We start from the raw sequence: 24,145 nt of genomic DNA on the forward strand, positions 1-24,145 counted from the left end.
CGCCATCACCGAGCCCGGCCCCGCGACGGCCCCGGCGTAGTGCAGCGTCGGTCGCCCACGCACCGCGAGGCCGCGCTCCCGGCAGTCACCGTCCCGGGCGCGCCGGGCGGATGCCGCCTCACCGACACCGACACCGACGTCCCCGTTCCGGCAGCCACCTCAGCCGCGCGGCGATCCCGAGACGAGCGCGGCCGGCGAGCCGTACCCAGGTGCCGCCCGGGCCCACGCCGTCGCGTGCCCGGCGGCTGAAGCGTCGCCCGACGCCATCCTCCCCAGCCGGAGCCGGCCGTGGTCACGAGCGGTCAGGCCCGGCGGCCTAGCACGAGAGGAGCCGGCATGGCCGCTCCCACCGCCACCGCATCCCTGAACGCCACCACCTATTCGCCCGGCGACCAGATGATCCTGACGGTCACCTACGGCGACGCCGACACCAAGCCGGTGACCGTCACGATCGTGGTCACCGACGCGCAGGGCAACAGCAGCGCGCCGGTCAAGGTCACCGCCGTCATCGATCCGCTCACCCTCGCCGTCGCCGACGACTCGGGCCGCACCTGGACCAGGGCGTCGGACAACGGTTCGGTCGCCGTCTACCGGGCGGTGGCGTGATGCCCCGGGTCACGGTCACGGTGCGCGACAACGGCGGCCGTACCGCCACCGCCACCGCCGACTACACGATCGCCCCGCCGGTGCTCGGCGGCTACTACCTCTCCGGCGGCGCCGACCCGACGGCCGACATGGCCGGTGGGAACTTCCGCTCCCTGACCCAGTACCGCAGCTTCGCCGACGGCTACACCTTCCCCGGCTACCAACGGCCGTGGCTGATCACCCTCGGCAGGGCCGGGGTGCGGATGAACATGGTGCTGGAGCTGAAGCACTACGGCGCGCCCAACGCCGGGCCGCAGACCTTCACCGTGGACGGCGTGACCTACACCGTCCCGGCGCCCGCGATGACCATCCAGCAGCGCCCCGGCACGACCTGGCCCCGGGCGTACGGCTACAGCCAGGTCCTGGCCGGGCACTGCGACGGCCTGTTCGCCCGCGCCCTGTCCCAGTACCGGACCCTGGGCTTCGGGGTGAACATCCAACTCGCCTCCGAGTTGGACACCGACCACGAGTTCGGCACCACCGAGTCCGGCGTCACCTACCCGTGGGCGCAGTCGGACGCCCGCGCGGTGCAGGCGATGACGTACATCGTGAACTGGTTCAAGGCCCGTCAACTGCCCGCCGGCACGACGTTCTCGGTCGGGGTGGGCGGCTTCGACCGGGCGTGCTTCCAGCGCACCCACCCGGAGGCGCTGATGGCCCGGCTCGACTTCCTCCAGTGGAACGCGTACGCCACCAGCCCCGCCCACACGGCGCTGGCCCGGTTCCGCCGGGCGAAGGACTGGGCGGTGGCCGATCTCGGCCCCGTCGCCCTCTCCCGACCGGTGATCATCGCCGAGTGGGGCGTACGCGTGGCGGAGGTGCCGGACCAGGCGGCCTGGATCGCCACCGTGCCGGCCGCCGTCGCCCAGCTCAACGCGGAGCGGGGCCCCCGGATCGCGCGGACCAACTACTTCAACTCGGGCTGGGGCACCCTGTCGCCGAAGTCGACGGGGCTGGCCGCGCTGCGGGCGGCGTACGCCACCCGCCCGTACGTCTGAACGGTCGGCCGGAGACCCGGGGGCCGCGGCGGGCGGATAGACGTCGATCATGAGATCCATCGATGGTGGTATAAGATCCGCCGGATCGCGCGCAGGCACGCTCGTGCGCCACCCGGTGCGATGTCCGCCGAGTCCCGCTGCGCCAGGACAGCCATGGAGATCATGTGAAGTTCAGTCGTCTCGGCCCTGCGTTGGCCGCTCTCGCGCTCGTGGTCGGCGCCGTGGTCGCCCCGGTCGGCGCCGCGCAGGCGCATCCGTCAGCGGACACGGTCAACGTCTATCCGCCGATCCAGGGCGCGTCCACCTGGGACCGCTTCGGCCTCTCCGGCCCGACCTCACACCACATCGTCTTCGGCCACTGGGGCTACCCCAACGACTGGGCCGTCGACATCTACCGCAGCCCGGGTGCCACGATCGTCTCGCCGTTCGGCACCAAGACCGCTTCGGGGCACCCGGTCGCCGTCAAGGTGGTCACCGTCCAGGCGGGCTGCGCGACCCGCAATCTCGCCGACGGCGGCTACCGCATCGGGCTCGAGGCCCGGGACACCACGACCGGGCAGATCCTCGGCCGGGCGGACGTGATGCACGTGAACAACAAGCCCGGTGGCATCGTCGTCGGCGCCTCGGTCGGTCCGTGGACCAAGCTCGGCGAGACGGGCCGCTTCCGCTGGTCCAGCTGCTACCAGGTCAACGGTGACAGCGGGGTGCACATCCACCTCGAAGTGATCAACCAGCACCGCTACTCGTGCTACGTGCACCGCGGTGCGAACACCGCCCTGACCGACCTGACCGTGGTGGGCAAGGTCGGCGTGCACTACACGGGGCAGCGGCAGCGCTGCTGACCCGTCGATCGACGGCGGACGGGTGCCCCGGCTCCGGCTGGAAACCGGGGACACCCGCCCGCGCCGAGGCGCCCGCGCGCCGCTTGACCCCCGGCGCCCCGCGCGCCGCCGCTTGACCGCGGCGCCCCACGCGCCGCTTGCCCCAACGTCCGCGCGCCGCCGCCCGCGCCCCAACGTCCGCGCGCCGCTTCGTGCCGGTGTCAGTAGGCCAGCTCCACCGGCCGGCCGAGCACCCGCGCGCCGTTGTTGGCGAGCCAGCCCTCCGCCGCCGCCGCGTGCTGACTGAACGTGTGGATGTCGCGGAACCGGCGCTGCAACGGCGACGAGTCCCGGGCCGCCCCGCCGCCGGCTGCCCGGTAGCAGGTGTCGGCCGCGGCGGCGGCCCGTTCCGTCACCCAGGGCAGCGCGGCGGAGATCCTCGGGTGCAGCGCGGGGACCGCCGCCGGGTCGGTGGCGCAGGCCGCCCACAGGTCGTCGGCCAGGTCGCGCAGCAGGGCCCGGGCCGCCCGTACGTCGAGGTCGGCGCGGCCGAGTTGGAGGCGGAAGGCGGGCGAGTCGGCGAGCGACTGCCGAGCGTAGAGCCGCTGCCGGCCGCCTTCGAGCAGCGCGACCATGTCGTCCAGCGCGCCCTGCGCGATGCCGACGGCGACCGCGCCGAGGTGCAGTACGAAGTGGACCAGCGGCGCCACGAAGCCCGGCCCCGGTACGCAGGGCACCCCGGTGAACAGGTCGAAGCTCTCCTCCACGGGGCAGAACGCGTCCGCCACCTCGACGTCGTGGCTGCCGGTGCCGCGCAGGCCCAGCACGTGCCAGGTGTCGTGGACGGTGACCCGGGAGGCCGGGAAGAGCATGGAGCGCACCGGCGGCGGTGCCCCCGCCGGCCCGGGCAGCGGCGCGCCGCCCTCGGTGAGCACGCAGTTGCCGAAGATCCAGTCGGCGTGCCGGGCGCCGCTGGCGAACGCCCACCGGCCGGTGACCCGGAAGCCGCCGTCGACCTGCTCGGCGTGGCCCTGCGGGGCGAACCCGCCCCCGACCACCACGTCCGGCCCGTCGGCGTAGGCCTTGTCGAACCGGTCGCGGGACAGCATCGCCAGCAGGTGCGGCGTCTCGGCGCCGATCATCACGGTCCACCCGGTGGAGCCGTCGGCCCGGGCCAGCGCCTCCAGCACCCGCAACCCGGTGCGCAGGTCCGCGTCGTACCCGCCGTGGCCGAGGGGGACGAACATCCGGAAGCAGCCGGCGGCCCGCAGCGAGTCGAGCAGGTCGGCCGGGAGCCCACGGGCGGCCTCGATCTCGCCGGCCCGGCGCGACACCTCCGGCAGCAGCGCCTCCACCGCCCCGATCAGCCGGTCCCGGTGCTGGTCCTCCATGCGTCCTCCTCGACTCGTCGCCCGGCCTCCACTCTGGACCTGCCGGCGACCCGGGGGCCAGGACCGCCGCTATCGGATCCCCGCCACTTCGCGCGGCGGCACCGCCGGAAGGGGGCGGAACGGCGCGCGGGCCCGGCCGGCTCCCTATGCTCGAAGCATGGAACTGCGGATCTTCACCGAACCCCAGCAGGGCGCGACGTACGACGACCTGCTCGCCGTGGCCCGGTGCGCGGAGGAGACCGGCTACGGCGCCTTCTTCCGTTCCGACCACTACCTGAAGATGGGCGCGGTGAGCGGAGACCCCGGCCCGACGGACGCGTGGACGACCCTCGCCGGTCTGGCCCGGGACACCCGGCGGATCCGGCTGGGCACGCTGATGACGGCCGCCACGTTCCGGCTGCCGGGCCCGCTGGCCATCACCGTCGCCCAGGTCGACCAGATGAGCGGCGGCCGGGTGGAGCTGGGCATCGGCACCGGCTGGTACGCCGAGGAGCACACCGCGTACGGGATCCCGTTCCCGTCGCTGGGGGAGCGCTTCGACCGGTTGGCCGAGCAGCTCGCGGTCGTCACGGGGCTCTGGGCGACGCCGCCCGGCGAGAGGTTCGACTTCGCCGGGAAGTACTACCCGGTCAGCGACTCGCCGGCGCTGCCGAAGCCGGTGCAGGATCCGCGCCCGCCGATCCTGCTCGGCGGTATGGGCCCGAAGCGTACGCCGCGCCTGGCCGCCCGGTACGCCGACGAGTTCAACCTGCCGTTCGCGTCGGTGGCGGACTCCGTCGCCCAGTTCGACCGGGTCCGGGCCGCCTGCGCGGAGGTCGGCCGGGACGCGGGCGAGCTGTGCTGGTCAAACGCCCTCGTGCTCTGCTGCGGGCGCGACGACGCCGAGGTGGCCCGGCGGGCCGCCGCGATCGGCCGGGAACCGGACGAACTGCGCGAGAACGGCCTCGCGGGGACCCCCGCCGAGGTCGTCGACAAGATCGGCCGGTACGCCGAGATCGGCAGCGAGCGGCTCTACCTCCAGGTGCTCGACCTGGCCGACCTCGACCACCTGGAGCTGGTCGCGGCCGAGGTGAAGCCCCAGCTCTGAGCCGGTGGGAACGGTCCGTGCAGCTCCGAGCCGGCGGAAGGACCCGGCTGCGCTCACCCGCTCAGGGGCGGCCTCCGGGCGTCAGGCGCCGCCCGGCCGGGGCGCCGGCCCCGGGTGCGGCACCGGGCGCGGCGTGGGCGGGGGCGCCGGGACCGGCCGGGGACCGGGCGTGGTGCCCGCCGCGTACGCCCCGCCCGGAGACACCGGGCCGATGGGGCCGCTCTGCGCCAGGCTCCCCGGGCCGTCGGGGCCGGTCTGCGCGCGGCGGCGGGCGACGTCTTCTCGGGCGGCGGGATCGCGGTACGTGCTCATCGTCGCGGCGTTCCCCGAATCCCGGCGGGGTAACCGTGCCCGATCGACCGGTTCCGCCCCGCCGGTGCCCGTCGGATGATGCGTGCCGACGACCGTGGTGTCGAACGGGGGTACGACGTGGAACTGCACCGCACCCGGGGGGCGCTGGTGCTGCCCCTGGTCTGTGTGCTCAGCGGCGGGGTGCTGCTGACGCTGCCGGGGGAACACGCGCTGCTGCGCCGGCTGGTCGCCGGTGGCGCCGTACTGCTGGGCGGGAGCGTGCTGGCGGGCCTGCTGCGTCCGTTCCGGTTCGTCATCGGCGTCGACGGCCTGACCGTCCGCCGCCCGGGGCTGCGCCGCACGATCGCGTGGACGGAGGTCGAGGCGCTGGCGCTGGCCCGCCCGTCGGTCCGGGAGGGGCTGCCGGCCACGCCGCGACTGCTGCTGGTGCCCGTACCGGGCACGCTGGCCGGGCTCCCGGCCGACGCGCGCCATCCGGTCGACGGCCGGGCCGCGGTGGAGCTGCTGGACCTGGCCCGGGTCCGGGAGGAGCCCGCCGAGGTGGCGGCGGCGCTCACCCGGCACGCCGGGGAACGCTTCGTCGACGCGCTCGGCGGCGCGCCAAACGACGAGCGGCCCGCCGACCGCCGCCGCGTCCCGTGACCGCCGCCGGGTCCGTGCCGCGGCGCAACTGGGCGGGCAACGTCCGCTACGCCGCCCGCCGCCACCACGCGCCCTCCTCGCTCGACGAGCTGCGCCGGCTGGTGGCGGGCAGCGAACGCCTCCGCGTCGTGGGCACGGGGCACTCGTTCAACCGCCTCGGCGACACCACCGGCGACCTCGTCTCGCTGGCCGGGCTGCCCGGAACCGTCGCGCTCGACCCGGACCGCCGGGCCGTCACGGTGCCGGCCGCCATGCGGTACGGGGACCTCGCGTCCTGGCTGCACGCGCGCGGGTACGCGCTGGCCAACCTGGCCTCGCTGCCGCACATCTCGGTCGCCGGCGCGATCGCCACCGGCACCCACGGCTCGGGCGAGACGATCGGCAACCTGGCCAGCGCGGTCGCCGGGCTGGAGCTGGTCACCGCCGGCGGCGAGCTGCTGACCGTGGACCGGGCGGCCGACGGGGACGCCTTCGCCGGGATGGTCGTCTCGTTGGGCGCGCTGGGCGTCGTCACCCGGGTGACCCTGGACGTGGTGCCGACCTTCGACATCCGCCAGTACGTCCGCCTCGGCCTGTCCCGCTCGGCGTTGGACGCGGCGCTCGCCTCGGCGTACAGCGTCAGCGTCTTCACCGACTGGCGCTCGTCGCGGCTGCGGGAGGTGTGGGTCAAGCAGCGCGCGGACGCGGCGCCGCTGCCGGCGGACTGGCTCGACACGACGCCGGCCGACGGGCAACGGCACCCGGTGCCCGGCATGCCGGCGCGCAACTGCACCCCGCAGCTCGGCGAGCCGGGCCCGTGGCACGAACGGCTGCCGCACTTCCGGCTCGGGTTCACCCCCAGCAGCGGGGACGAGTTGCAGTCGGAGTACCACGTGCCGCGCGCCTCGGCGGCGGCGGCGTTGGCCGCGCTTGACCCGGTGGCGCGCCTGATCGCGCCGGTGCTCCAGGTCTGCGAACTGCGGACGGTGGCCGGCGACGGGCTGTGGCTCAGCCCGAACCACGGGCGGGACAGCCTCGCCATCCACTTCACCTGGACCGCCGACGCGGCGGCGGTGCTGCCGGTGGTGGCGGCGGTGGAGGAGCGGCTCGCGCCGTTCGCGCCGCGCCCGCACTGGGGGAAGGTCTTCGACCTCGCCCCGGCGGCGGTCGCCGCGGCCTGGCCCCGGTACGCCGACTTCCTCGACCTGGCGCGCCGGCTGGACCCGGCCGGCACGTTCCGCACGGACCTGCTCGACCGCTACCTGCCCCGCGACTAGCGGCCGGGCCGGCTGCCCTGCATCTGCTCCCGGAGGCTGCCGCGCTGCACCGCCCGGCTGATGTCGCTCGGTGAGACGATCCCGACGAGCCGGCCGTCGGAGACCACCAGCGCCCGCCCGTCGGCGCACTCGCTGAGCCGGGGGAGCAGCTCGTTGAGCGGCTCGTCCGGCCGGGCGAGCACCAGCTCGTCGGCGCGGCAGGCGACCTCGGCCAGCGTGGTGGCGGCGCGGCGCTCCGCCGGGATGCCGCGTACCCGGTCGAGGGTGACCAGGCCGACGGGGCGGTCGTCCTCGGTCAGCGGCAGCGCCGTGTGCCGGTACGCGAAGAGGTAGTGGTCGACGAAGTCGCCCACCGTCATCTGCCCCGACGCGGTCTGCGGCTGCGGCGTCATCACGTCGGTCACCCGGACGCCCTCCAGCGCGCTGCCCATCCGGGCCTGCCGCTCCTCCAGGCCGGCGGCGCCGATGAGGAACCAGCCGATCAGGGCGAGCCAGAGCCCGCCGAAGCCGACGCCGGCCAGGAACTGCCACAGCCCCAGGCCGATCAGCACCGCGCCGAGCACCCAGCCGGCCCGGGCGGCGACCACCGACGCCTTCGTCCGGTCGCCGGTCGCCTTCCAGACCGCCGCCCGCAGCAGCCGCCCACCGTCCAGCGGGGCGGCCGGCAGCGCGTTGAAGACCGCCAGCAGCACGTTGATGCCGGCCAGCCAGGCCAGCGAGCCCAGCAGCAGCCCCTCCACGCCGGCCATGGCGAGCACCACCGCGATCGCGCCGAAGAAGAGCCCGATCAGCAGGCTCACCAGTGGGCCGACGCCGGCGATGCGCAGCTCCGCGCCCGGGTCGCGCGCCTCGCCGCGCAGCTCGGCCACCCCGCCGAAGAGCCAGAGGGTGATCCCGCCGACCTCCAGCCCGTTGCGCTTCGCGACGATCGCGTGCGAGATCTCGTGGGCGAGCAGGCCGAGGAAGAAGACCACCGCCGCCGCGAGCCCCGCCAGGACGTACGCGGCGACGGGCCGGTCCGGGTAGGCCCGGGGGAACTGGTTGGCCGACAGCCCCCAGGCGATCAGCGCGAAGATGACCAGGACGCTCCAGTTGACCCCGACCGGTACGCCCGCTATCCGGCCGAGCCGGAAACTCGCCCTCATGTACGCGTACTACCCGCAACGGTCACGTGCATGCCAGGTCGCCCACTTCGCTGGAGGGATCGCTACGTCACCCGCCGCGGGCAGCGCCTGGCCGCTATCGTCCCCTCCGGTACCGCTGCGCCACTGCGGTGAAGGCGGCCTTGGGTTCCCATTCCATGTCGGGGTAGGTCTGTCCCCGGCGCCCTTCGAGGAGTCTGACGATGCCCAGGCTGGCCCGGTCCAGGTCGTACCTGGGGTCGCCGTTTGGGCGGTGCGGGTAGCCAGGCAGGGCGAACAGGAACACGAACGCGCTGTCCACGCCCTCGGTCTCGAAGATCTCCAGCAGTTCGCTCAGGTAGGCGGCCTGGCCGGCCTCGTCACGCTCGTACGTGCCGTCGAGCCGCACGGGAGACCTGGTCTCCGGGTCGTACTCGACCACTTCCAGCACCCGCCCGCCACGGTCTCCCGCGCCGCGGTAAGCCGCGGTGCCGAACCCGGTGATGGCGAGCGGCTTCGGGCCTTGGGCCAGGGTGCGCACCGCGTCCCGGAACCGGTCGGCGACCTCGGCGGAGCGGATCAGCTCGAACGTCACGATGTCGAAGGGAGCCCAGTCGACCTGCTCGAACTGGATGGATGCGTAGGTGAGTCTGCCCTGGAAGCGCTCGCGGACCGTGGCCGCGGCCTCGCGGAGGAATGCGTTGATGCGCACGCCGAGCTCGCGTATCGCTCCGGCCCGCCGCTCGGGTCGGCTCATCAGCTGCTCGACCCGCTCCTCGGGGCTCTCTCCGGACAGGAACCCGCGGTTCATCACGCTCAGCTCGACCCCTGCGACGAACACGACCGTGGCCCCCCGCCGCCGGAGCCGTTCCGCCCGCTCGGCGCAGTCGCGGAAGAGCGCGAAGATCTGCTCCGGGTCCAGCTCCAGCGGATAGGGCGAGAACCAGACCTCCAGGCCGAGCTCGGCGGCGGCACCGGCGGCCAGCTCCAGTCGATCCGGGTCGCCGCCGATGATCTGGACCGCGTTGCAGTGCAGGTCGTCGCGGATGATGGCGAGCTCGCGCCGGACCACCGCAAGGTCGAGGTGCTCGCGGGACATCTGGCCGTGCACGACGAACCCGGTGTCGTAGGTCATCCCTCTTGCTCGCATGGTGGCGCCCTTCCTGTCGGTCCCGGTCGGGTCGAGACTGGCAGGAAAAGTGCGTGCACGCAAGTTTGCGTACGCGCAGCTTTGAAGCGTGCGGTCCTGCGTGGGACGCTGACACCGTGACGACACCACCAGGGCTGCGGGAGCGGAAGAAGCAGGCCACGCGCCAGGCGCTACGCGAGGCGGCCCTGCGCCTGGCCGAGGAGCGCGGGCCGGACCAGGTGCGGGTCGAGGACATCGCCGAGGCGGCCGGGGTCTCGCCGCGCACCTACAACAACTACTTCGCCAGCCGCGAGCAGGCGATCGTCTCTGCCGTCACCGCTGACCGGGAGGCGCGCATCGCGGCGGCGGTCGCGGCCCGGCCCGCACGAGTGCGCCTGGCTGACGCCGTCACCGAAGCAGTGGTCGAGCAGTACACGGACACCGGCGAGCGCGAACACAAGGCGCTGCTGCTGATCACCACCCAGCCCGCGCTGCGCGACGCGTTCCTCGACACCACCGCCGGCATCGAGCGCCCTCTCACGGCGGTGATCGCCGAACGCCTGGACCACGCCGAAGCGCACACGGCCCGCGTCCTCGCGGCAAGCGTGGCCGCGGCGGTTCGCATCGCGCTGGAAGGCTGGCTCCGGCCGGCCGGGAACACAGACGCCGCCGAGAGTCTCGCCGCCGGAGGACTGGTCGTGCCCTCCGGCTCACTGGCCGACCAGCTCCGCACGGCGCTGGCCCCGCTCGCGCCCGCGTTCGACGCCGCCGAGCGGGACACCCGGCCGTGAAGCCGGCCCGACCGGTGCGCACGGCGGCCAGGGAGTCGGTGGGCCGGGTGGTCGTCGCCATGCCGACAGGTGCCCAGACTCGGGCGTAGGTCTCCCGTCGGGGATAGTGGCGGGGTGGCGAGGCTGACCGTGGAGACCGACGACCCGTACCTCTGGCTGGAAGACCTCGACGGCGCGGATGCCGCGCGGTGGGTGCGGGACCGCAACGCGGAGACCGTGGCGGCCCTGACCAACGGAGAGGGGTTCGCGGCCCTGCGGGCCGAGCTCCGGCGGGTGCTCGACGCGGACGACCGCATCCCCTACCCCGGGTGGCGCGGGGACCATCTCTACTACAACCTCTGGACCGACGCGGCGCACCCGCGCGGCATCTGGCGGCGGACGACGCTCGGCCAGTACCGCCGGGCTGAGCCGGAGTGGGACGTGCTGCTCGACCTGGACGCGCTGGCGGCCGAGGAGGGCGAGAACTGGGTCTGGAGCGGGGCGACGGTGCTGCGGCCCGGCTACGGGCGCTGCCTGGTCAGACTCTCCCGGGGCGGGGGCGACGCGGTCGTGGTGCGCGAGTTCGACCTCGACCGCCGCGTCTTCGTCGAGGACGGCTTCACGCTGCCCGAGGCGAAGAGCGACGTGGGCTGGATCGACGCCGACCACGTCTACGTCGCCACCGACTTCGGGCCCGGCTCGCTGACCTCCTCGGGCTATCCGCGGGTGGTCAAGCGGTGGCGGCGGGGCACGCCGCTGGCCGAGGCCGAGATCGTCCACGAGGGGCACGCCGACGACGTCGCCGTCTGGGCGTCGCACGACCCGACGCCCGGCTTCGAGCGTGACTTCGTGGGCCGCCGGCTGGACTTCTTCCGCTCCGAGCGACACCTGCTGACCGCGACGGGCGAGCGGATCCCGATCGCCGTGCCGGAGGACGCCGAGTGGGACGTGCACCGGGAGTGGCTGCTGGTCCGGCCGCGCTCGCCATGGGCGGTCGGTGGGGCGACCCACCCCGCGGGCGCCCTGTTGGCGACCCGGTTCGACGCGTTCCTCGCCGGCGGGCGGGAGATGACGGTGCTCTTCCGCCCCGACGACCGGACGGCGCTCAGCGGCCACTTCTGGACCCGAAACCGGCTGATCCTGGCCACCCTCGTCGACGTGCGGAGCCGGCTGGAGGTGCTGACGCCCGACGGGGAGGGCTGGCGGCGGGAGCCCCTGCCCGGGGTGCCGGAGTTCGACCACAGCGAGGTCGTGGACACCGACCCGGACAACGACGACGCCTACCTGCTCGCCTCGGAGGGGTTCCTCCAGCCGGCGACGCTGCGCCTCGGGCAGGTCGGCGGCGCGGTCGAGACGCTCAGGCGGGCCCCGGCGTCCTTCGACGCGGACGGCCTGGCGGTACGGCAGTTCTTCGCCGCCTCGGCCGACGGCACGCGGGTGCCGTACTTCGTGGTGGGGGACCCGGACGCGCCCGCCGCTCCGACGCTGCTCACCGGCTACGGCGGGTTCGAGATTCCCCTGACCCCGCACTACAGCGGGGTCATCGGGCGGGGCTGGCTGGCCCGGGGCGGCACCTACGTGGTGGCGAACATCCGGGGCGGCGGGGAGTACGGCCCCGGGTGGCACCGGGCCGTGCTGCGGGAGAACCGGCCCCGGGCGTACGAGGACTTCGCGGCGGTGGCGGCCGACCTGGTGACGCGGGGCATCACCACGCCGGAACTGCTCGGCGTCGAGGGCGGCAGCAACGGCGGGCTCCTGACGGGGGTGATGCTGACCCGACACCCGACGCTCTTCGGGGCGGTCGTCGCGCACGTGCCGGTGCTGGACATGCGGCGCTACCACCGGATGCTGGCCGGTGCCTCGTGGATGGCCGAGTACGGCGACCCGGACGTGCCGGCCGACTGGGAGTTCCTGCGCGGATACTCGCCGTACCACAACGTCGACGGCGACCGGGCGTACCCGCCGGTCCTGCTCGTCACCTCGACCCGCGACGACCGGGTGCACCCGGGGCACGCCCGCAAGATGGCGGCCCGGCTGCGCGAGCACGGGCACGACGTGTCCTACTACGAGAATGTCGAGGGCGGGCACGGCGCGGCGGCGAACAACGAGCAGCGCGCCTTCGTCTGGGCGCTGACGCTGGAGTTCCTGTGGCGAAAGCTGGCCGGACGGCCACACCAGCCCTTGCCGCGCCAGGTTTCCCCGGTCGACGCGTTGTCCGGTCCGTGACGCTGAGGGCTTCCGGTCGGCTCTCCACCCCTGCGCCCACGCCGCCAACCCCTCGGCCTCCGTGTCCGCACCGACGTTGACGACTCCCCGATGGACGTATACCTATGTAGTTATCGTCGTCAATCTCTTGGTCGCCGCCACGAGCCGATGGCCGGGAGACGCAGAGGAGTCCATGTGAACCGACGTACCTTCCGCCGTGCCGTCCTGTCCCTCGGCATCGCGACCACCACCCTGGTCGCGGCGGTCGCCACCCCGGCATACGCCCGGCCCGACCACCTCGCACCGACACCGGCGGTCGCCAGCCCGGTGTTCGCCATCACCGACGGCGTGGCCCGTCAGGTGGCGGTCACCGACCGGTCCGAGCTGAGCCGGTTGGGCGTCGCCGCCGCGAGTGGCCCGGTCGACCTGCTCGCCGCCGGCGTAGACGCCCGCCTCGCCGGCGACCTGCGCGCCGCCAACCAGCGGCTGCTGGTCGCCAAGGGCCTGCCGGGCGGCACCGGCTCGCTGCTGCGGTTGCGGCTGGCCCACCCGGACATGCGCGCGGCGCTGGCCCGAGGCGAGGCGCCGCTGGTGGCCGCCACGCCGCCGGACGACTCGGCGGCGAGCGTGCACGCGTACGACCGCTCCGGTGCCACGGTGGTGCTGGACGCCGCGCGGGTGCCGCAGCGGCCGGTGCTCGTGGTCGACGTGGACACCGAGCGGGCCCTCACGGCGGGACTGGCGCTGATGCGCCAGGAGCTGGGCGCGCGGGGCATCGACCGGGCGGCTCCGGCGCGACCCACTACCCGCGCCTCCGGGGTGAGCGCCTCGGCCGGCTACTGGGCCACCAAGGTCAACGCCGTGCGGCTGAGCGACGACGAGGAGCCCTGGATCAAGGGGGACGCCGAGATCTACAACCTGGTGGCCGGGTTCGGGCTGGACGGCAAGGTCAAGGTCGACCTCGTGCAGATGCCGTACCTGGACCACGACGGCACCACCTACTACCCGAACCAGCTGCTGGTGCACTTCTCGTCGTACAAGTACAACCTGGCCGACGTGGTCATGATGGAGGACGACGGGGACACCAACTACTCGTCCCTGGTCAAGGCGATCGCGGGCGCCCTGCTGGTGATCGTGGACGGTGGCGCGTACACCCCGCTGGTCAACGCGATCCTGGACGCCATCCCCACCTCCTGGTACACCGACGACCCGGACTTCGTGGACGCCTGGTACACCCTGAGCACCGCCAGCAGCGGCCGGAAGCACGGCGCGGGCGCCAACGGCTGGATGGACGTCGCCCCGTACTGGGTCGAGCAGTTCTGATCGGCCAGCCCGCGCGACGGGCAGCGGAAACCCTGTGCGGGTGCGCCGATGGGGACACCCGCACAGGGGCCGCCAACCGGTCAGACGCCCGGGGGCGTCGGACCGGGGAAGTTGCGCTGCGGGCAGGTGTAGGGGCGGGCGGGGTCGTAACGGTGCAGGGCGACCGCCGTTCCGCCCGGCGGGGTGGTGGTCACCGGTGCGGCGTCCGCGACCATCAGCAGGCCGTGGACGCCGCTGTGGTTCGCGCGGTAGAGCGTGCAGCCCTGGGCGGTGCGCACCACCCCGGCCGTGGCGTGCTGATGCCGGGTGCGCAGCCGGGTCGTGCTGTCGTACGGGTTGCTCTCCAGCAGGAAGAACAGCGTGTCGGGGGCGGTGTCGACCCAGAACGCCTCGCCGGCCTTGAGGTGGATGTCCGAGACGCTGACCACCTGGGTGCTGCCCAGCGCGGCGAAGGCCAGATCCGGGTCGGACGGGCCGGTCACCCCGTCGTTGGCCGGGTACGGCAGCGTCGTCGTGGTGTGGGACTGCCGCCACTGGGTGTGCGCGACGGCGGGTCCGTAGCTCGTGCTGGTGCGGGCCTCGTACGACGCCAGGGGCGACAGGTGCGAGTTGACGGCGACGAACTCCGACCGGTTGAAGCCGTAGCCGTAACTGGAGGTGAGCCATCCACCCCACTGGTCGAAGAGGCTGATGTTGTAGTTCGAGGTCGAGTGGACGGCCGCTGCCGCCCAGGCGGGCCGGTCGGCGGTGACGAGATGGTCGGTGCCGGTGGTGGACTGGAGCACGACGCCGTCGTCGAGGACGACTGCGGCGACGGCCGCCTGTGGCATGAGCGTGATCATGGCCGTGGCGGCGGCTGCGGTCACGCCGAGGCATCGGAGAAAGCGGGACGGGTGACGCACGGTGCCTCCTGGGTGACGGGGCGTCCCAGTCTGGCCCGTCGGCGCAAGGCCGGCCCGTGTCCGTCGTCCGGTTCGCGGTCGGTCAGGCGGTCGGGGGCGGGGCGGGCAGCTCGTCGACCACGACCACCTCGGTGCCGGGGCGTACCTCGGCCAGCAACTCCCGCTGCCCGCTCTTCGTGAGCCGGATGCAGCCGTTGGTGGTCTTCTTGCCCAACTCGCCGTCGTGGTACCAGCTGTGGATGCCGATGTGCGCCCCGCGCAGGCCCGCCGGCACGGAGTCCGGGTCGTCGGGCACGGAGCCGAGGGCGAAGATGTCGACGCCCCCGTACACGCTCTGCGGCGGCGGCGTGCGGCCCAGGACGAAGGTCCGGCCCAGCGGCGTCTCCTGGCCGCGCTGGCCGAGGCTGACCTCCCAGCTGCGTACGGCCCGGCCGGCGCGGTACCAGGTGAGGCGGTACGCCTTGCGTTCGATCACGATCTGGTCGCGCAGCGCCACGGTGGTGTGGCCGCCGGGCGGCAGCCAGGCGAGCGTGCGGTTGGCCGAGGGGAGCAGCACCGCCACCCAGCCGGCCCGCCGCTGGGCGATCGGCATGGTCAGTTCGACGCCGCTGATGGTGGGGTCGAGGAAGGCCAGCGGCCGGCCGCCGGGGGCGGTGTAGGCGGCGATGCGGCGGGTCGGATGCAGGCCCGCGGTCAGCGGCGTGGTGTCCAGGGTGTCCGGGTCGGCCGGGAAGCCGGTGGGCGCGGGGCCGTAGTCGACCACCGGCAGGTCGTCCGGCGCGGGCGCGGCGACGGGCACCCGCTCGGGCGTCGGCGCCGCGCTGGTCGGGGCCGCGCGGGTCGGGGACGCGGGTGGCCCGGCGACCGGCGGCGCGGTGGGCGCGGCCCCGGGGGTCAGCGCCCAGCCCGTTGCCCCGGCCGCCAGCAGGAGCAGGGGTACGCCGACTGCGGCCAGCGCCCGGACATGTCGCCGGTTCATTCGGTCAAAACGCACAAACTAACTGTAACGGGTGTAGAACGGCGAAACCCCGTCCCGGCCGGAATGTCGGCCGGGACGGGGTCGTGACGGTCGGGACGCTCAGCTCAGCCGGGCGCCCACGTGGATGGCGATCGCGTCGTGGGCCGGCACGTTCGCGGCGAACCAGCCGCCGCCGTCCACGGTGATCACCGGCCCGCTGCACGTGCCGTTGCTGAAGGTGCCGTGGATGACGTCGCAGTAACGGCCGGCCGGCAGCCCGCTCTGGTACGACCGACCGTTCACCGCGGCGTCCTCGTCGTTGATCGTGACGAAGCCCTTGCCGGCCCGGCCGAAGGCGATGTGGTTGTTGCCGTTGTCGTACCAGTTGACGACGCCGGCGCCCTCGGTGGCGTTGCGGAAGCCGACCATGTTGGCGATGACCGGCCAGCGGTGCTCGCACTCCCAGCCGGAGTAGCAGGTGGCGTTGAGGGTCCGCCCGGAGCTGTCCGAGGGCGGGCCCTGGTCGCGCTGGCTGTAGGTGTAGCTCGACATGACCGTCGGGGAGCCGTACGGCCAGGCGAGCATGAACGCGTTGGCCAGCGCGTAGTTGCCCCGGTCGCGGTAGGTCAGCACCCCGCCGACGTCGCGCTGGGTGTCGTGGTTGTCCACGAAGACGGCCGCCGAGGCGCTGGGCAGGTGCCCCCAGCCCTCGCCGAAGTTGCGCAGGTAGGCGAGCTTCTCGGAGCGGAAGACCCGGGCCAGGTCCTTGCCGTAGCGGAACTCGTGCACGTCGCCGTTGCCGGTGTACTCGCCCGGCTGGATCGGCTCACCGGCGCCGTGGATCACCTCCTGCACCATGTACGCCGAGCGCGACAGCTTGCCCTTGATGGCGGCGATGTCGGCGGCCGGCATGTGCTTGCTGGCGTCCATCCGGAAGCCGTCGACGCCGAGCGAGAGCAGGTCGTTGAGGTAGCCGGCGATCCTCGTGCGGACGTAGTCCGACTCGGTCTTCAGGTCGGCGAGGTTGACCAGCTCGCAGTTCTGCACCTCCCACCGGTCGTTGTAGTTGGCGATGTCGTCGCCGCCGTTGCGGCCGCAGTGGTGGAAGTCCTGCGTCTGGTAGATCCCGGGGTAGTCGTAGTGCCCGTACGACGAGCCGGCCCAGCCGGTGCCGCCGTTGTCCTGCCCCGACATGTGGTTGACGACCGCGTCGACGACCACCTTCACGCCGGCCGCGTGACACGTGTCGACCATGGACTTGAACTGGGCGCGGGTGCCCTTGCGGGATTCGATGCGGTAGCTGACGGGCTGGTAGGCCAGCCACCACTGCGAGCCCCGGACGTGTTCCTGGGGCGGCGAGACCTGCACCCACCCGTAGCCCTTCGGGCCGAGGGTGGTGCGGCACTCGTTCGCCACCGAGGACCAGTTCCACTCGAAGAGGTTGGCGATGACCTTCTTGCCGCCTGCCGGGGCCGCTGCGACCGGGGGCGCCGTCGCGGCGGTGGGGACGATCAGGCCGGCGATCACGCCGAGGGCGACGATCGCCGACAACCGTCGACGTCTCTGCATGGGAGGACTCCTGAAGGGGGTGTGGGGGGCGGGGTGTGGCGAGGCCGGGGGAGGGCCCGACCATGCCGGGGTCTTGCAGTATGGATTGAAAATTTCCGAAAGGTTACAAGCGCATTGCAAGATCTGTCAATGCATGGGCATGTGTGGATGTCTCGGCGGGGTGGCCGAGGGCGTCCGGGCCGCCCACGTCCGGCGGTTCGGCGCCGGTGCGAGGAATTTCCGCGCGGCGGTGATCCGCCCGCCCCGCCGGTCCGTACTCGATGGCGAACAGGGTCGGCCGGTGGTGCGCCGCCGCGAGACGATCGAGGAGCAGATGGCCCGGGGACAACGGAACCAGAAGCCGCCCACAGTCCGGACCACCAGCACCAGCCGGGGGGCCCGCAGCCGGTCCCGGTCCGCGGTGGCCCTGCTGACCGCGTCCGCGCTCGCCGCGCTGTGGGCCGCCACCATGCTGACCGGCGCCGGCTCGACGGCGTACGCGTACGGCTTCTTCTTCACGGAGTTCTTCGCGGGCGTCGTCGCCCTGGTGGCGCTGAGCCTCACCGTGATGATGGGGCTGCTCGCCACCGACCGGCTGGTGCTGCTGATCCGCCACCGGGTGCTGCTCCAGTCCGCGCACCGGGCCACCGGCATCCTCGGCGTCGCCGGGCTGGTCTTCCACGTGCTCACGAAGATCGCCACCGGCCGCGCGGCGAGCACCGACGCGGTGGTTCCCTTCGTCGGCGGGCGGGGTCTCTACGTCGGCCTCGGCACGGTGGCCGCGCTGCTGATGGTGAGCGTGCTCTGGACCGGGATCGTCCGGGCCCGCTTCGCCGGGGTCGGTCCGAAGTGGCTCTGGCGCACGCTGCACTCCGCCGCGTACCTCTCCTGGCCGTTCGCCATCGTGCACGGCCTCAACGCCGGGCGGCCCGCGAAGCCCTGGGTGCTGCTGAGCTACCTCGCCTGCGTGCTGCTGGTCGGACTGGCGCTGCTGGTGCGCCTCTCCGTCAGCCTCGGCCGGCGCCGCCGCGAGCAGCACCAGGCCGCCGCGATGAACCAGGCCCTGGCCGGCCGGCCGGCGGAGGACGCCCCAGGCCGGTCGCTGCTGCGGGGCCTGACCCGACGCGCCGACCGGGCGGCGAAGCCGGACGGGCGCGCGGTCGCCTGGGCCGGCGCCACGGTCACCGGCTCCTGGCCCGCCCCCGTCGCGCGGCGCCGCGACCCCGATCGGTTCACGGTGCCGGTCGTGCCCGAGCCCGGCACGCTCCGCGACCCGGCCCGCCCCCGCCGTCGCGAGGAGACCGTCCCGGTCGGACGGCGCCGGGAGGAGACCCCCGCCCCGGCCGGTCGCCGGTACGCCGAGGAACCCGCGCCCACCGGACGTCGCCGACGCGGGCAGGAGCCCGAGGAGCCCTGGGACAGCCCCCGGCGCTGGCAGTCCGGCGACCCGGTCCCGGCGGAGCCGGTCTCGGCCGGGCCGGTCTCCTCCGCCTCGGTCTCGACGGCGCCGCGCAGCGGCGGCGGGCGGCACAGCGCCGAGGACGACCTGGACCTCGAACCGGACTACTGGCGGCCCCCGGTCCGGTACGTCCCCGAGGAGGTCCCGCTGCCGGCCGACGACACCCCCACCCTGGTCGACCTCGCCTCCCGGCGGGCGCGCCGGGCAGCCGGCGAGAGCCGGTCGGCGCGCCGCCGCCGGGTCAACGCCGACGCGGTCGACGGGGCGTACTGGGCGGGGCTGCGGGGCGAGGCGAAGTGACGCGGACGACCGTGCCCCCGGTGGCCTGCGTCGGCGAGCCCCGGCTCACCGCCGGCTTCGCCGAGTACGGCCGGCTCGACCTGCCCGCCCACGAGGAGGTGCACGGGCCGGTCGGGCCGATGGAACCGGCCACCCTGCTCCGGCTCGCCGAGGGCGTCCAGCTCAAGGGCAAGGGGGGCGCGGGCTTTCCGTTCGCGAGGAAGCTCCGCGCGGTGCTGGAGTCCTGCGAACGGCGGGACCTTCCGGCGGTGGTGGTGGTCAACGCCACCGAGGGCGAGCCGGCGAGCTGGAAGGACAAGGTGCTGCTCACCCGGGCCCCGCACCTGATCCTCGACGGCGCCGCGCTGGCCGCGTACGCGCTGGACGCCGACGAGATCGTCGTGGGGGTGGCCGACGACGGGGTGGGCCGCGCCTCCCTGACCGAGGCGCTGGAGGAACGCCGGATGCCGGTGCCCACCAGCATCGTCACCGTGCCGCACCGGTTCATCTCCGGCGAGGGCGGCGCCCTGGTCAACGGCATCAACGGCCTGCCGCATATCCCGCCGGGCACCAAGCGGCGCTCCAGCGACTCCGGCGTCGGCGGCCTGCCCACCCTGCTCTCCAACGCCGAGACGTACGCCCAGCTCGCGGTCGCCGCCCGCCTCGGCCCGTACGAGTACGCGGCGCTCGGCACCGACGACGAGCCCGGCACCGTGCTGCTCACCGTCACCGGCGCGGCGGGCCGCCCGGCGGTGGTGGAGTGCGCGGCCGGCACCGCGCTGCGGGAGATCCTCGACCTGTGCGAGGTGCCGGACGGCCCGGGCGTCCTGACGGGCGGCTACCACGGCAGGTGGATCACCCGGGAGGCCGCCGACCGGGCGGAGATCTCCCGCAAGGGGCTGGCCGCCGTGGGCGGCACCCTCGGCGCGGGCATCGTCGTCCCGCTCGGCGCGGACACCTGCCCGCTCGGCGAGGCCGCCCAGGTGGTGCGCTACCTGGCCGGCGAGTCCGCGGGGCAGTGCGGCCCGTGCCGGATGGGCCTGCCCGACCTGGCCCGCGCCGTCGACCTGGCGGTCGCCGGCAGCGCCCCGGTGGAGGTGGTCCGCGCCGCCGCCGGAGACGTGAAGGGTCGCGGGGCGTGCAGCCACCCCGACGGTACGGCCCGCTTCGCGCTCTCCGCGATGGAGGTGTTCGCCGAGGACCTGCGGCTGCACACGACCGGCGAGGGCTGCGGCCGGCGGGTCCGGGCGGTGATGGGGCTGCCCGGTGCGCCCGACGCGGATCCGCAGCGGCTCACCCTCGACTGGTCCCGCTGCGACGGGCACGGGCTGTGCGCGCACGTCGTGCCGGACTTCATCCGGCTCGACGGCAACGGCTACCCCGCCTTCCCGCCCACTCCCGTGCCGACGTGGCTGCGCGACGGCGCGCGCAAGGCGGTCAAGGTCTGCCCCGAACTCGCGCTGCGCCTCACCCCCGCCCCCTGAGCGGGGGCGGGGGTGAGGCGGCGGGTCAGCGGGGGGTCAGGCGGTCGGTGCCCAGGCGGGCCTGGAGGACCTCGGGCACCAGCACCGAGCCGTCGGGCTGCTGGAACTGCTCCAGGATGGCGGGGAAGAGGCGGCTGGTGGCCAGCGCCGACCCGTTGAGGGTGTGCACGAACCGGGTCTGCTTGCCGCCCGGCTCGCGGTAGCGGATGGCCGCCCGGCGCGCCTGGTAGTCGCCGGCCCAGGAGACCGACGACACCTCCTTGTACTTGCCGGTGCTCGGCATCCACACCTCGATGTCGAGGGTCTTCTTCATCGAGGCGCTGGCGTCGCCGGCCGACAGCAGGGTGCGCTGGTAGTGCAGCCCCAGCTTCTCGACCAGGCTCTCCGCGTGCAGCAGCATCTTCTCCAGCGCGGCGTCGGCCTGCTCCGGCAGGCAGAACTGGAAGATCTCCACCTTGTTGAACTGGTGGCCCCGGACGGTGCCCCGCTCGTCGGAGTGCGAGCCGGCCGCCTCACGCCGGTAGCACGGGGTGTACGCGAACGCCTTCAGCGGCAGCTTCGCCGTCTCCAGGATCTCGTCCTGGTAGGCCCCGAGGATCGCCGTCTCCGAGGTGGGCAGCAGGAACTGCCCGCGCGGGGCGGACTCCCGGTCCAGGTGGTAGACGTCGTCGTAGAACTTGGGGAACTGCCCGGCGGCGAACCCGGCGGTGTCCAGCAGCAGGTGCGGCGGGAGCAGGAACTCGTAGCCGGCCCGGATGTGCTCGTCGACGAAGAAGTTCAGCAGCGCCCACTCCAGCCGGGCGCCCATGCCGGTGTACATCCAGAAGCCGGAGCCGCCGAGCTTGACCCCGCGCTCGTGGTCGACCAGGCCCAGCATCCGGCTCAGCTCGACGTGGTCGCGGATCTTCTCGATCGCCGGCGGCTCGCCGAAGGTCCGGACGACCCGGTTGGCCTCCTTGCCGCCGGGCACCACGTCGTCAGCCGGCAGGTTGGGCAGCTCGCTCATCACGGTGCGCAGCCGCGCCTGCACCTCGTCCAGCTCGGACTCCAGTTCGGCGAGCTGCTTGCGGCCCGCCTCCGGCGCGGAGACCTCCGGCTCGGTGCCGGCGCGCTTCGCCGCCGCGTAGGCGCGCGCCTCGGCCTTGCGGCGCTGCCGCTCGCCGTCGATCCCACTGATCAGGGCGCGGCGTTCCTGGTCGAGCCGCTGGATCTCGTCCAGGGCGCGGTTGACCTCGGCGGGATCCAGTCGCTTCGCCAGCGCGGTCGCCACCGCCTCGCGATCCTTCCGGATCAACTCCATGTCGAGCATGCTGCTCCGTACGCTCCGTCCGGACGTCGGGTGGACCCACCGATGCTACCGTCGCGGCCCGGCCGCGCCCCGGCCCGGTCTCCACGACCCGCGCCGGACGCGGCGGTCAGAGCCGGATGGGCATCAGGATGGAGAACACGTCGACGTCGTCGGGCCGGCGTACGGCCAGCGGGGCGATCGGGCCGTCCAGTTCCAGCAGCAGTTGGCCCCGGCCGGCCGCGTCGAGCGCCTGGAGCAGGTAGCCGCCGTTGACCCCGACCCGCAACGCGTCCCCGGTCAGCTCGTCCGCGCCGAGCAGCCGCACCCCGCCCCGGCCGTCCGGGCCGAGCACGGTCACCGCGAGCGGGACGCCGTCGTGCCGGCGGGTGACGACGGGGGCGTCGGCGCTGGTCAGGGCCGCCCGCAGGGCGTCGGCGTCGATCGTCAGCCGGTGCGCCGGCCCGCCGTCGGCCGCCGGGCGGAGCAGGCGGCGGTGGTCCGGGAAGTCGTACGGCAGGGCGGCGGCGTCCACGGCGCGGCCGGCGACGGTGACCGAGACCGTGTCGCCGGCCACCGTCAGCACCGCCTCGGCGGCGACATCTTCGGCGGCGGCGTCGAGCAGGGCCCGCGCCTCGTCGACGAAGGCGACCGGGGCGAGCACCCGCACCGCCGGCCCGTCGACCCGGGCGCCCGCCCGCGTTACCGCCAGCCGGTGCCGGTCGGTCGCCACCAGCCGTAGGCCGTCGGCGTCGGACTCGATCAGCACGCCGCAGAGCATCGGCAGCTCGGGATCGGCGCCGACGGCGAAGCGGACCGCGTCCACGGCGGCGGCCAGGTCGACGCGGGACAGCACGAGGCTGGTGGCCGTCGGGCGCTCCCCGGCGTCGATCAGCGTACGGATCCGGGACAGCTCGCGGCGGGCGTCGGCGAGGCCGTCCTCCAGCCGGCGCAGGTGCGCGTCGAGCAGGCGGTGGACCTGCGCCGGTTCGACCCGCAGCGCAGCGGCGATCTCGGCCACCGGCATGCCGACCCGGCGCAGCCCGGCCACCAGGCGGGCCGGCGCCACCTGGTCGCCCGTGTACCAGCGGTAGCCGGTCACCGGGTCGACCAGGGCCGGGGCCAGCACCCCGGCCGAGTCGTAGAACCGCAGGGCGCTCACGGTCAGCCCGCTGGCGCGGGCCAGCTCACCGATGCTGCGCAGGTCGCTCTCCACGCCGCTGATCCTGCCGCCTCGACCTGGTCGAGGGTCAACCCGCCGCCCCCGGCTCCCGCCCGCCCCGAGGGTCCGGCTCCCGTCCGGTCCGGCTCCCGGACCCGTCCGGTCCGGGGTTCCGCACCTGTCAGCCCGGGGTGTCCAGCACCCGGAAGGTCATGCCCGCGCGTACCAGGCGGTCCAGCAGCGCGTCGCCCATCGCGGTCACCGGGGTGACCTGGCCCGCCGTGGCGGGCAGGTCGTCGCCGGCCAGGCAGAGCGCCGACTCGGCGAGCATCTTCGCCGTCTCGTCGTAGCCGGGGTCGCCGCCGGCCACCTCGGTCAGCACCCGCCGCCCGCCGCCCGTGCCGGCGAACCGGACCCGGAACCAGGACTTCGCCCGCTGCTGCGGCGTCGGCCCCTGCCCGGAGGCGAGCCGGCCGAGCAGCCAGCGCCGGGTCGGCGGCAGCTTCACCAGGGCCACCAGGCCGCCCAGCCCGACCCCGCCGGCCAGCACCGTGGGCAGCCGCTTCACCGCCGCGAAGTGCCGGTAGCGGAAGTCGGGCCCGTACTCCGGGCGGGCGGCGGCGGAGCGGCGGACCACCTGCGGGTCGATGGTCGGCAGCGGCACCGTCCACATGCCCAGCTCCTTCGAACGGGCGAGGCGGCCGGGCACCGCGCGTACCCGCCGGCCGGTCGGTCGCGGCTCGACCTGCCGCCGCTCGCGGGCCGCCCGGGACGCCTCGGCGGTACGGGAGAAGGCGGTGAGCGCCGAGTGGTAGGTGCCGGCGGAGAACCGCCCGCCCGCCCGGACGAAGCCGTCGATGGTGATCGGCACGTCGTCCGGCAGGTGCTTGAGCGTGAACCAGACGCCCAGGTCGTGCGGGATCGAGTCGAACCCGCAGGCGTGCACCAGCCGCGCCCCGGTGCGCTCGGCCTCGGCGTGGTGGCGCACGTACATCAGGTCGACGAACTCGGGCTCGCCGGTGATGTCGAGGTAGTCGGTGCCGGCGCGGGCACAGGCGGCGACCAGCGGCTCCCCGTGGTGCACGTACGGGCCGACGGTGGTGGCCACCACCCGGGCGCTCTCGGCCACCGCCCGCAGCGACTCCGCGTCGGTGACGTCGGCGGTGAGCAGGGGCAGCCCGGACAGCTCCGGGTCGATCGCGACCAGCCGGTCCCGTACGGCGGCCAGCCTGTCCGGGTTGCGTCCCGCGAGCGCCCAGCGCAGCCCCGGCGGGGCGTTGCGGGCCAGGTACTCGGCGGTCAATCCGCCGGTGAAGCCGGTCGCCCCGAACAGGACGACGTCGTACGTCCGCTGCTCACCCATCCGCC

The 24,145-nt window shown here is 74.3% G+C and carries 21 protein-coding genes; 11 read left to right on the plus strand and 10 right to left on the minus strand.

Features of this window, described 5'->3' with window-relative positions:
- Positions 1 to 336 precede the first annotated feature (336 nt).
- The 3 genes from GA0070610_RS05285 (at position 337) to GA0070610_RS05295 (ending at position 2,485) form a co-directional block, all read left to right on the plus strand.
- Positions 337 to 606: a hypothetical protein gene (locus tag GA0070610_RS05285; protein WP_088998975.1), complete on the plus strand. Its 270-nt coding sequence runs from the start codon at positions 337 to 339 to the stop codon at positions 604 to 606.
- Positions 606 to 1,643, plus strand: coding sequence for a hypothetical protein (locus tag GA0070610_RS05290; protein WP_088998976.1), 1,038 nt, complete (start codon positions 606 to 608; stop codon positions 1,641 to 1,643). The genes GA0070610_RS05285 and GA0070610_RS05290 overlap by 1 nt, the downstream gene beginning before the upstream one ends.
- A gap of 164 nt (positions 1,644 to 1,807) precedes the next feature.
- Complete coding sequence (locus GA0070610_RS05295; RefSeq protein WP_088998977.1) at positions 1,808 to 2,485, plus strand: hypothetical protein; 678 nt, start codon at positions 1,808 to 1,810, stop codon at positions 2,483 to 2,485.
- Between the two features lie 200 nt (positions 2,486 to 2,685).
- Here the strand turns inward: GA0070610_RS05295 and GA0070610_RS05300 are convergent, their stop codons facing one another.
- On the minus strand, positions 2,686 to 3,855 hold the full coding sequence (locus tag GA0070610_RS05300) for an acyl-CoA dehydrogenase family protein (protein WP_088998978.1): 1,170 nt from the start codon (positions 3,853 to 3,855) through the stop codon (positions 2,686 to 2,688).
- 157 nt (positions 3,856 to 4,012) lie between these two features.
- Here GA0070610_RS05300 and GA0070610_RS05305 point away from each other — a divergent pair, with 157 nt between their 5' ends.
- On the plus strand, positions 4,013 to 4,942 hold the full coding sequence (locus tag GA0070610_RS05305) for an LLM class F420-dependent oxidoreductase (protein ID WP_088998979.1): 930 nt from the start codon (positions 4,013 to 4,015) through the stop codon (positions 4,940 to 4,942).
- Between the two features lie 81 nt (positions 4,943 to 5,023).
- Here the strand turns inward: GA0070610_RS05305 and GA0070610_RS30325 are convergent, their stop codons facing one another.
- Positions 5,024 to 5,254 (minus strand): hypothetical protein, encoded by a 231-nt coding sequence (locus GA0070610_RS30325; RefSeq protein ID WP_157747037.1) that lies wholly within the window; start codon positions 5,252 to 5,254, stop codon positions 5,024 to 5,026.
- Positions 5,255 to 5,332: 78 nt separating this feature from the next.
- Between GA0070610_RS30325 and GA0070610_RS05310 the strand changes: the two genes are divergently transcribed.
- Together GA0070610_RS05310 and GA0070610_RS05315 are read left to right on the plus strand one after the other, a co-directional pair.
- Positions 5,333 to 5,896, plus strand: coding sequence for a hypothetical protein (locus GA0070610_RS05310; protein ID WP_157747038.1), 564 nt, complete (start codon positions 5,333 to 5,335; stop codon positions 5,894 to 5,896).
- Positions 5,897 to 5,910: 14 nt separating this feature from the next.
- Positions 5,911 to 7,152 (plus strand): FAD-binding protein, encoded by a 1,242-nt coding sequence (locus tag GA0070610_RS05315; protein ID WP_089003290.1) that lies wholly within the window; start codon positions 5,911 to 5,913, stop codon positions 7,150 to 7,152.
- Here the strand turns inward: GA0070610_RS05315 and GA0070610_RS05320 are convergent.
- Both GA0070610_RS05320 and GA0070610_RS05325 read right to left on the minus strand, forming a co-directional pair.
- Positions 7,149 to 8,297 (minus strand): site-2 protease family protein, encoded by a 1,149-nt coding sequence (locus GA0070610_RS05320; protein ID WP_088998981.1) that lies wholly within the window; start codon positions 8,295 to 8,297, stop codon positions 7,149 to 7,151. The genes GA0070610_RS05315 and GA0070610_RS05320 overlap by 4 nt on opposite strands.
- Positions 8,298 to 8,391: 94 nt before the next feature.
- Positions 8,392 to 9,408 (minus strand): hypothetical protein, encoded by a 1,017-nt coding sequence (locus GA0070610_RS05325; RefSeq protein WP_088998982.1) that lies wholly within the window; start codon positions 9,406 to 9,408, stop codon positions 8,392 to 8,394.
- 131 nt (positions 9,409 to 9,539) lie between these two features.
- Here GA0070610_RS05325 and GA0070610_RS05330 point away from each other — a divergent pair, with 131 nt between their 5' ends.
- From GA0070610_RS05330 to GA0070610_RS05340, 3 genes are all read left to right on the plus strand, one after another.
- Positions 9,540 to 10,193: a TetR/AcrR family transcriptional regulator gene (locus tag GA0070610_RS05330; RefSeq protein ID WP_088998983.1), complete on the plus strand. Its 654-nt coding sequence runs from the start codon at positions 9,540 to 9,542 to the stop codon at positions 10,191 to 10,193.
- A gap of 114 nt (positions 10,194 to 10,307) precedes the next feature.
- Positions 10,308 to 12,398, plus strand: coding sequence for a prolyl oligopeptidase family serine peptidase (locus tag GA0070610_RS05335; protein WP_197697796.1), 2,091 nt, complete (start codon positions 10,308 to 10,310; stop codon positions 12,396 to 12,398).
- Between the two features lie 174 nt (positions 12,399 to 12,572).
- Positions 12,573 to 13,700, plus strand: a complete 1,128-nt coding sequence (locus GA0070610_RS05340; RefSeq protein WP_231925920.1) for a DUF3103 family protein — start codon at positions 12,573 to 12,575, stop codon at positions 13,698 to 13,700.
- A gap of 80 nt (positions 13,701 to 13,780) precedes the next feature.
- Here the strand turns inward: GA0070610_RS05340 and GA0070610_RS05345 are convergent, their stop codons facing one another.
- The 3 genes from GA0070610_RS05345 to GA0070610_RS05355 all read right to left on the minus strand — a co-directional run bounded on the left by GA0070610_RS05345 (position 13,781) and on the right by GA0070610_RS05355 (position 17,129).
- Complete coding sequence (locus tag GA0070610_RS05345; protein WP_157747039.1) at positions 13,781 to 14,530, minus strand: hypothetical protein; 750 nt, start codon at positions 14,528 to 14,530, stop codon at positions 13,781 to 13,783.
- Between the two features lie 154 nt (positions 14,531 to 14,684).
- A complete protein-coding gene (locus GA0070610_RS05350; RefSeq protein ID WP_231925921.1) occupies positions 14,685 to 15,596 on the minus strand; it encodes a L,D-transpeptidase in 912 nt (303 codons plus the stop codon).
- 84 nt (positions 15,597 to 15,680) lie between these two features.
- A complete protein-coding gene (locus GA0070610_RS05355) occupies positions 15,681 to 17,129 on the minus strand; it encodes an alpha-amylase (RefSeq protein WP_088998987.1) in 1,449 nt (482 codons plus the stop codon).
- Between the two features lie 280 nt (positions 17,130 to 17,409).
- Between GA0070610_RS05355 and GA0070610_RS05360 the strand changes: the two genes are divergently transcribed.
- Both GA0070610_RS05360 and GA0070610_RS05365 read left to right on the plus strand, forming a co-directional pair.
- Positions 17,410 to 18,867 (plus strand): ferric reductase-like transmembrane domain-containing protein, encoded by a 1,458-nt coding sequence (locus tag GA0070610_RS05360; RefSeq protein WP_231925922.1) that lies wholly within the window; start codon positions 17,410 to 17,412, stop codon positions 18,865 to 18,867.
- Positions 18,864 to 20,330, plus strand: a complete 1,467-nt coding sequence (locus GA0070610_RS05365) for an NADH-quinone oxidoreductase subunit NuoF family protein (protein WP_088998988.1) — start codon at positions 18,864 to 18,866, stop codon at positions 20,328 to 20,330. Before GA0070610_RS05360 ends, GA0070610_RS05365 begins: the two co-directional genes overlap by 4 nt.
- Positions 20,331 to 20,355: 25 nt before the next feature.
- Here the strand turns inward: GA0070610_RS05365 and serS are convergent, their stop codons facing one another.
- The 3 genes from serS to GA0070610_RS05380 all read right to left on the minus strand — a co-directional run bounded on the left by serS (position 20,356) and on the right by GA0070610_RS05380 (position 24,140).
- Positions 20,356 to 21,639, minus strand: coding sequence for a serine--tRNA ligase (gene serS / locus GA0070610_RS05370; RefSeq protein WP_088998989.1), 1,284 nt, complete (start codon positions 21,637 to 21,639; stop codon positions 20,356 to 20,358).
- Between the two features lie 106 nt (positions 21,640 to 21,745).
- Positions 21,746 to 22,819: a DNA polymerase III subunit beta family protein gene (locus GA0070610_RS05375; RefSeq protein ID WP_089003293.1), complete on the minus strand. Its 1,074-nt coding sequence runs from the start codon at positions 22,817 to 22,819 to the stop codon at positions 21,746 to 21,748.
- A gap of 139 nt (positions 22,820 to 22,958) precedes the next feature.
- Complete coding sequence (locus GA0070610_RS05380; protein ID WP_088998990.1) at positions 22,959 to 24,140, minus strand: saccharopine dehydrogenase family protein; 1,182 nt, start codon at positions 24,138 to 24,140, stop codon at positions 22,959 to 22,961.
- Positions 24,141 to 24,145: the final 5 nt, after the last annotated feature.

Origin of the sequence: Micromonospora echinofusca, from assembly GCF_900091445.1 — a bacterium.
In the GTDB taxonomy this organism is placed as follows: Bacteria; Actinomycetota; Actinomycetes; order Mycobacteriales; family Micromonosporaceae; genus Micromonospora; species Micromonospora echinofusca.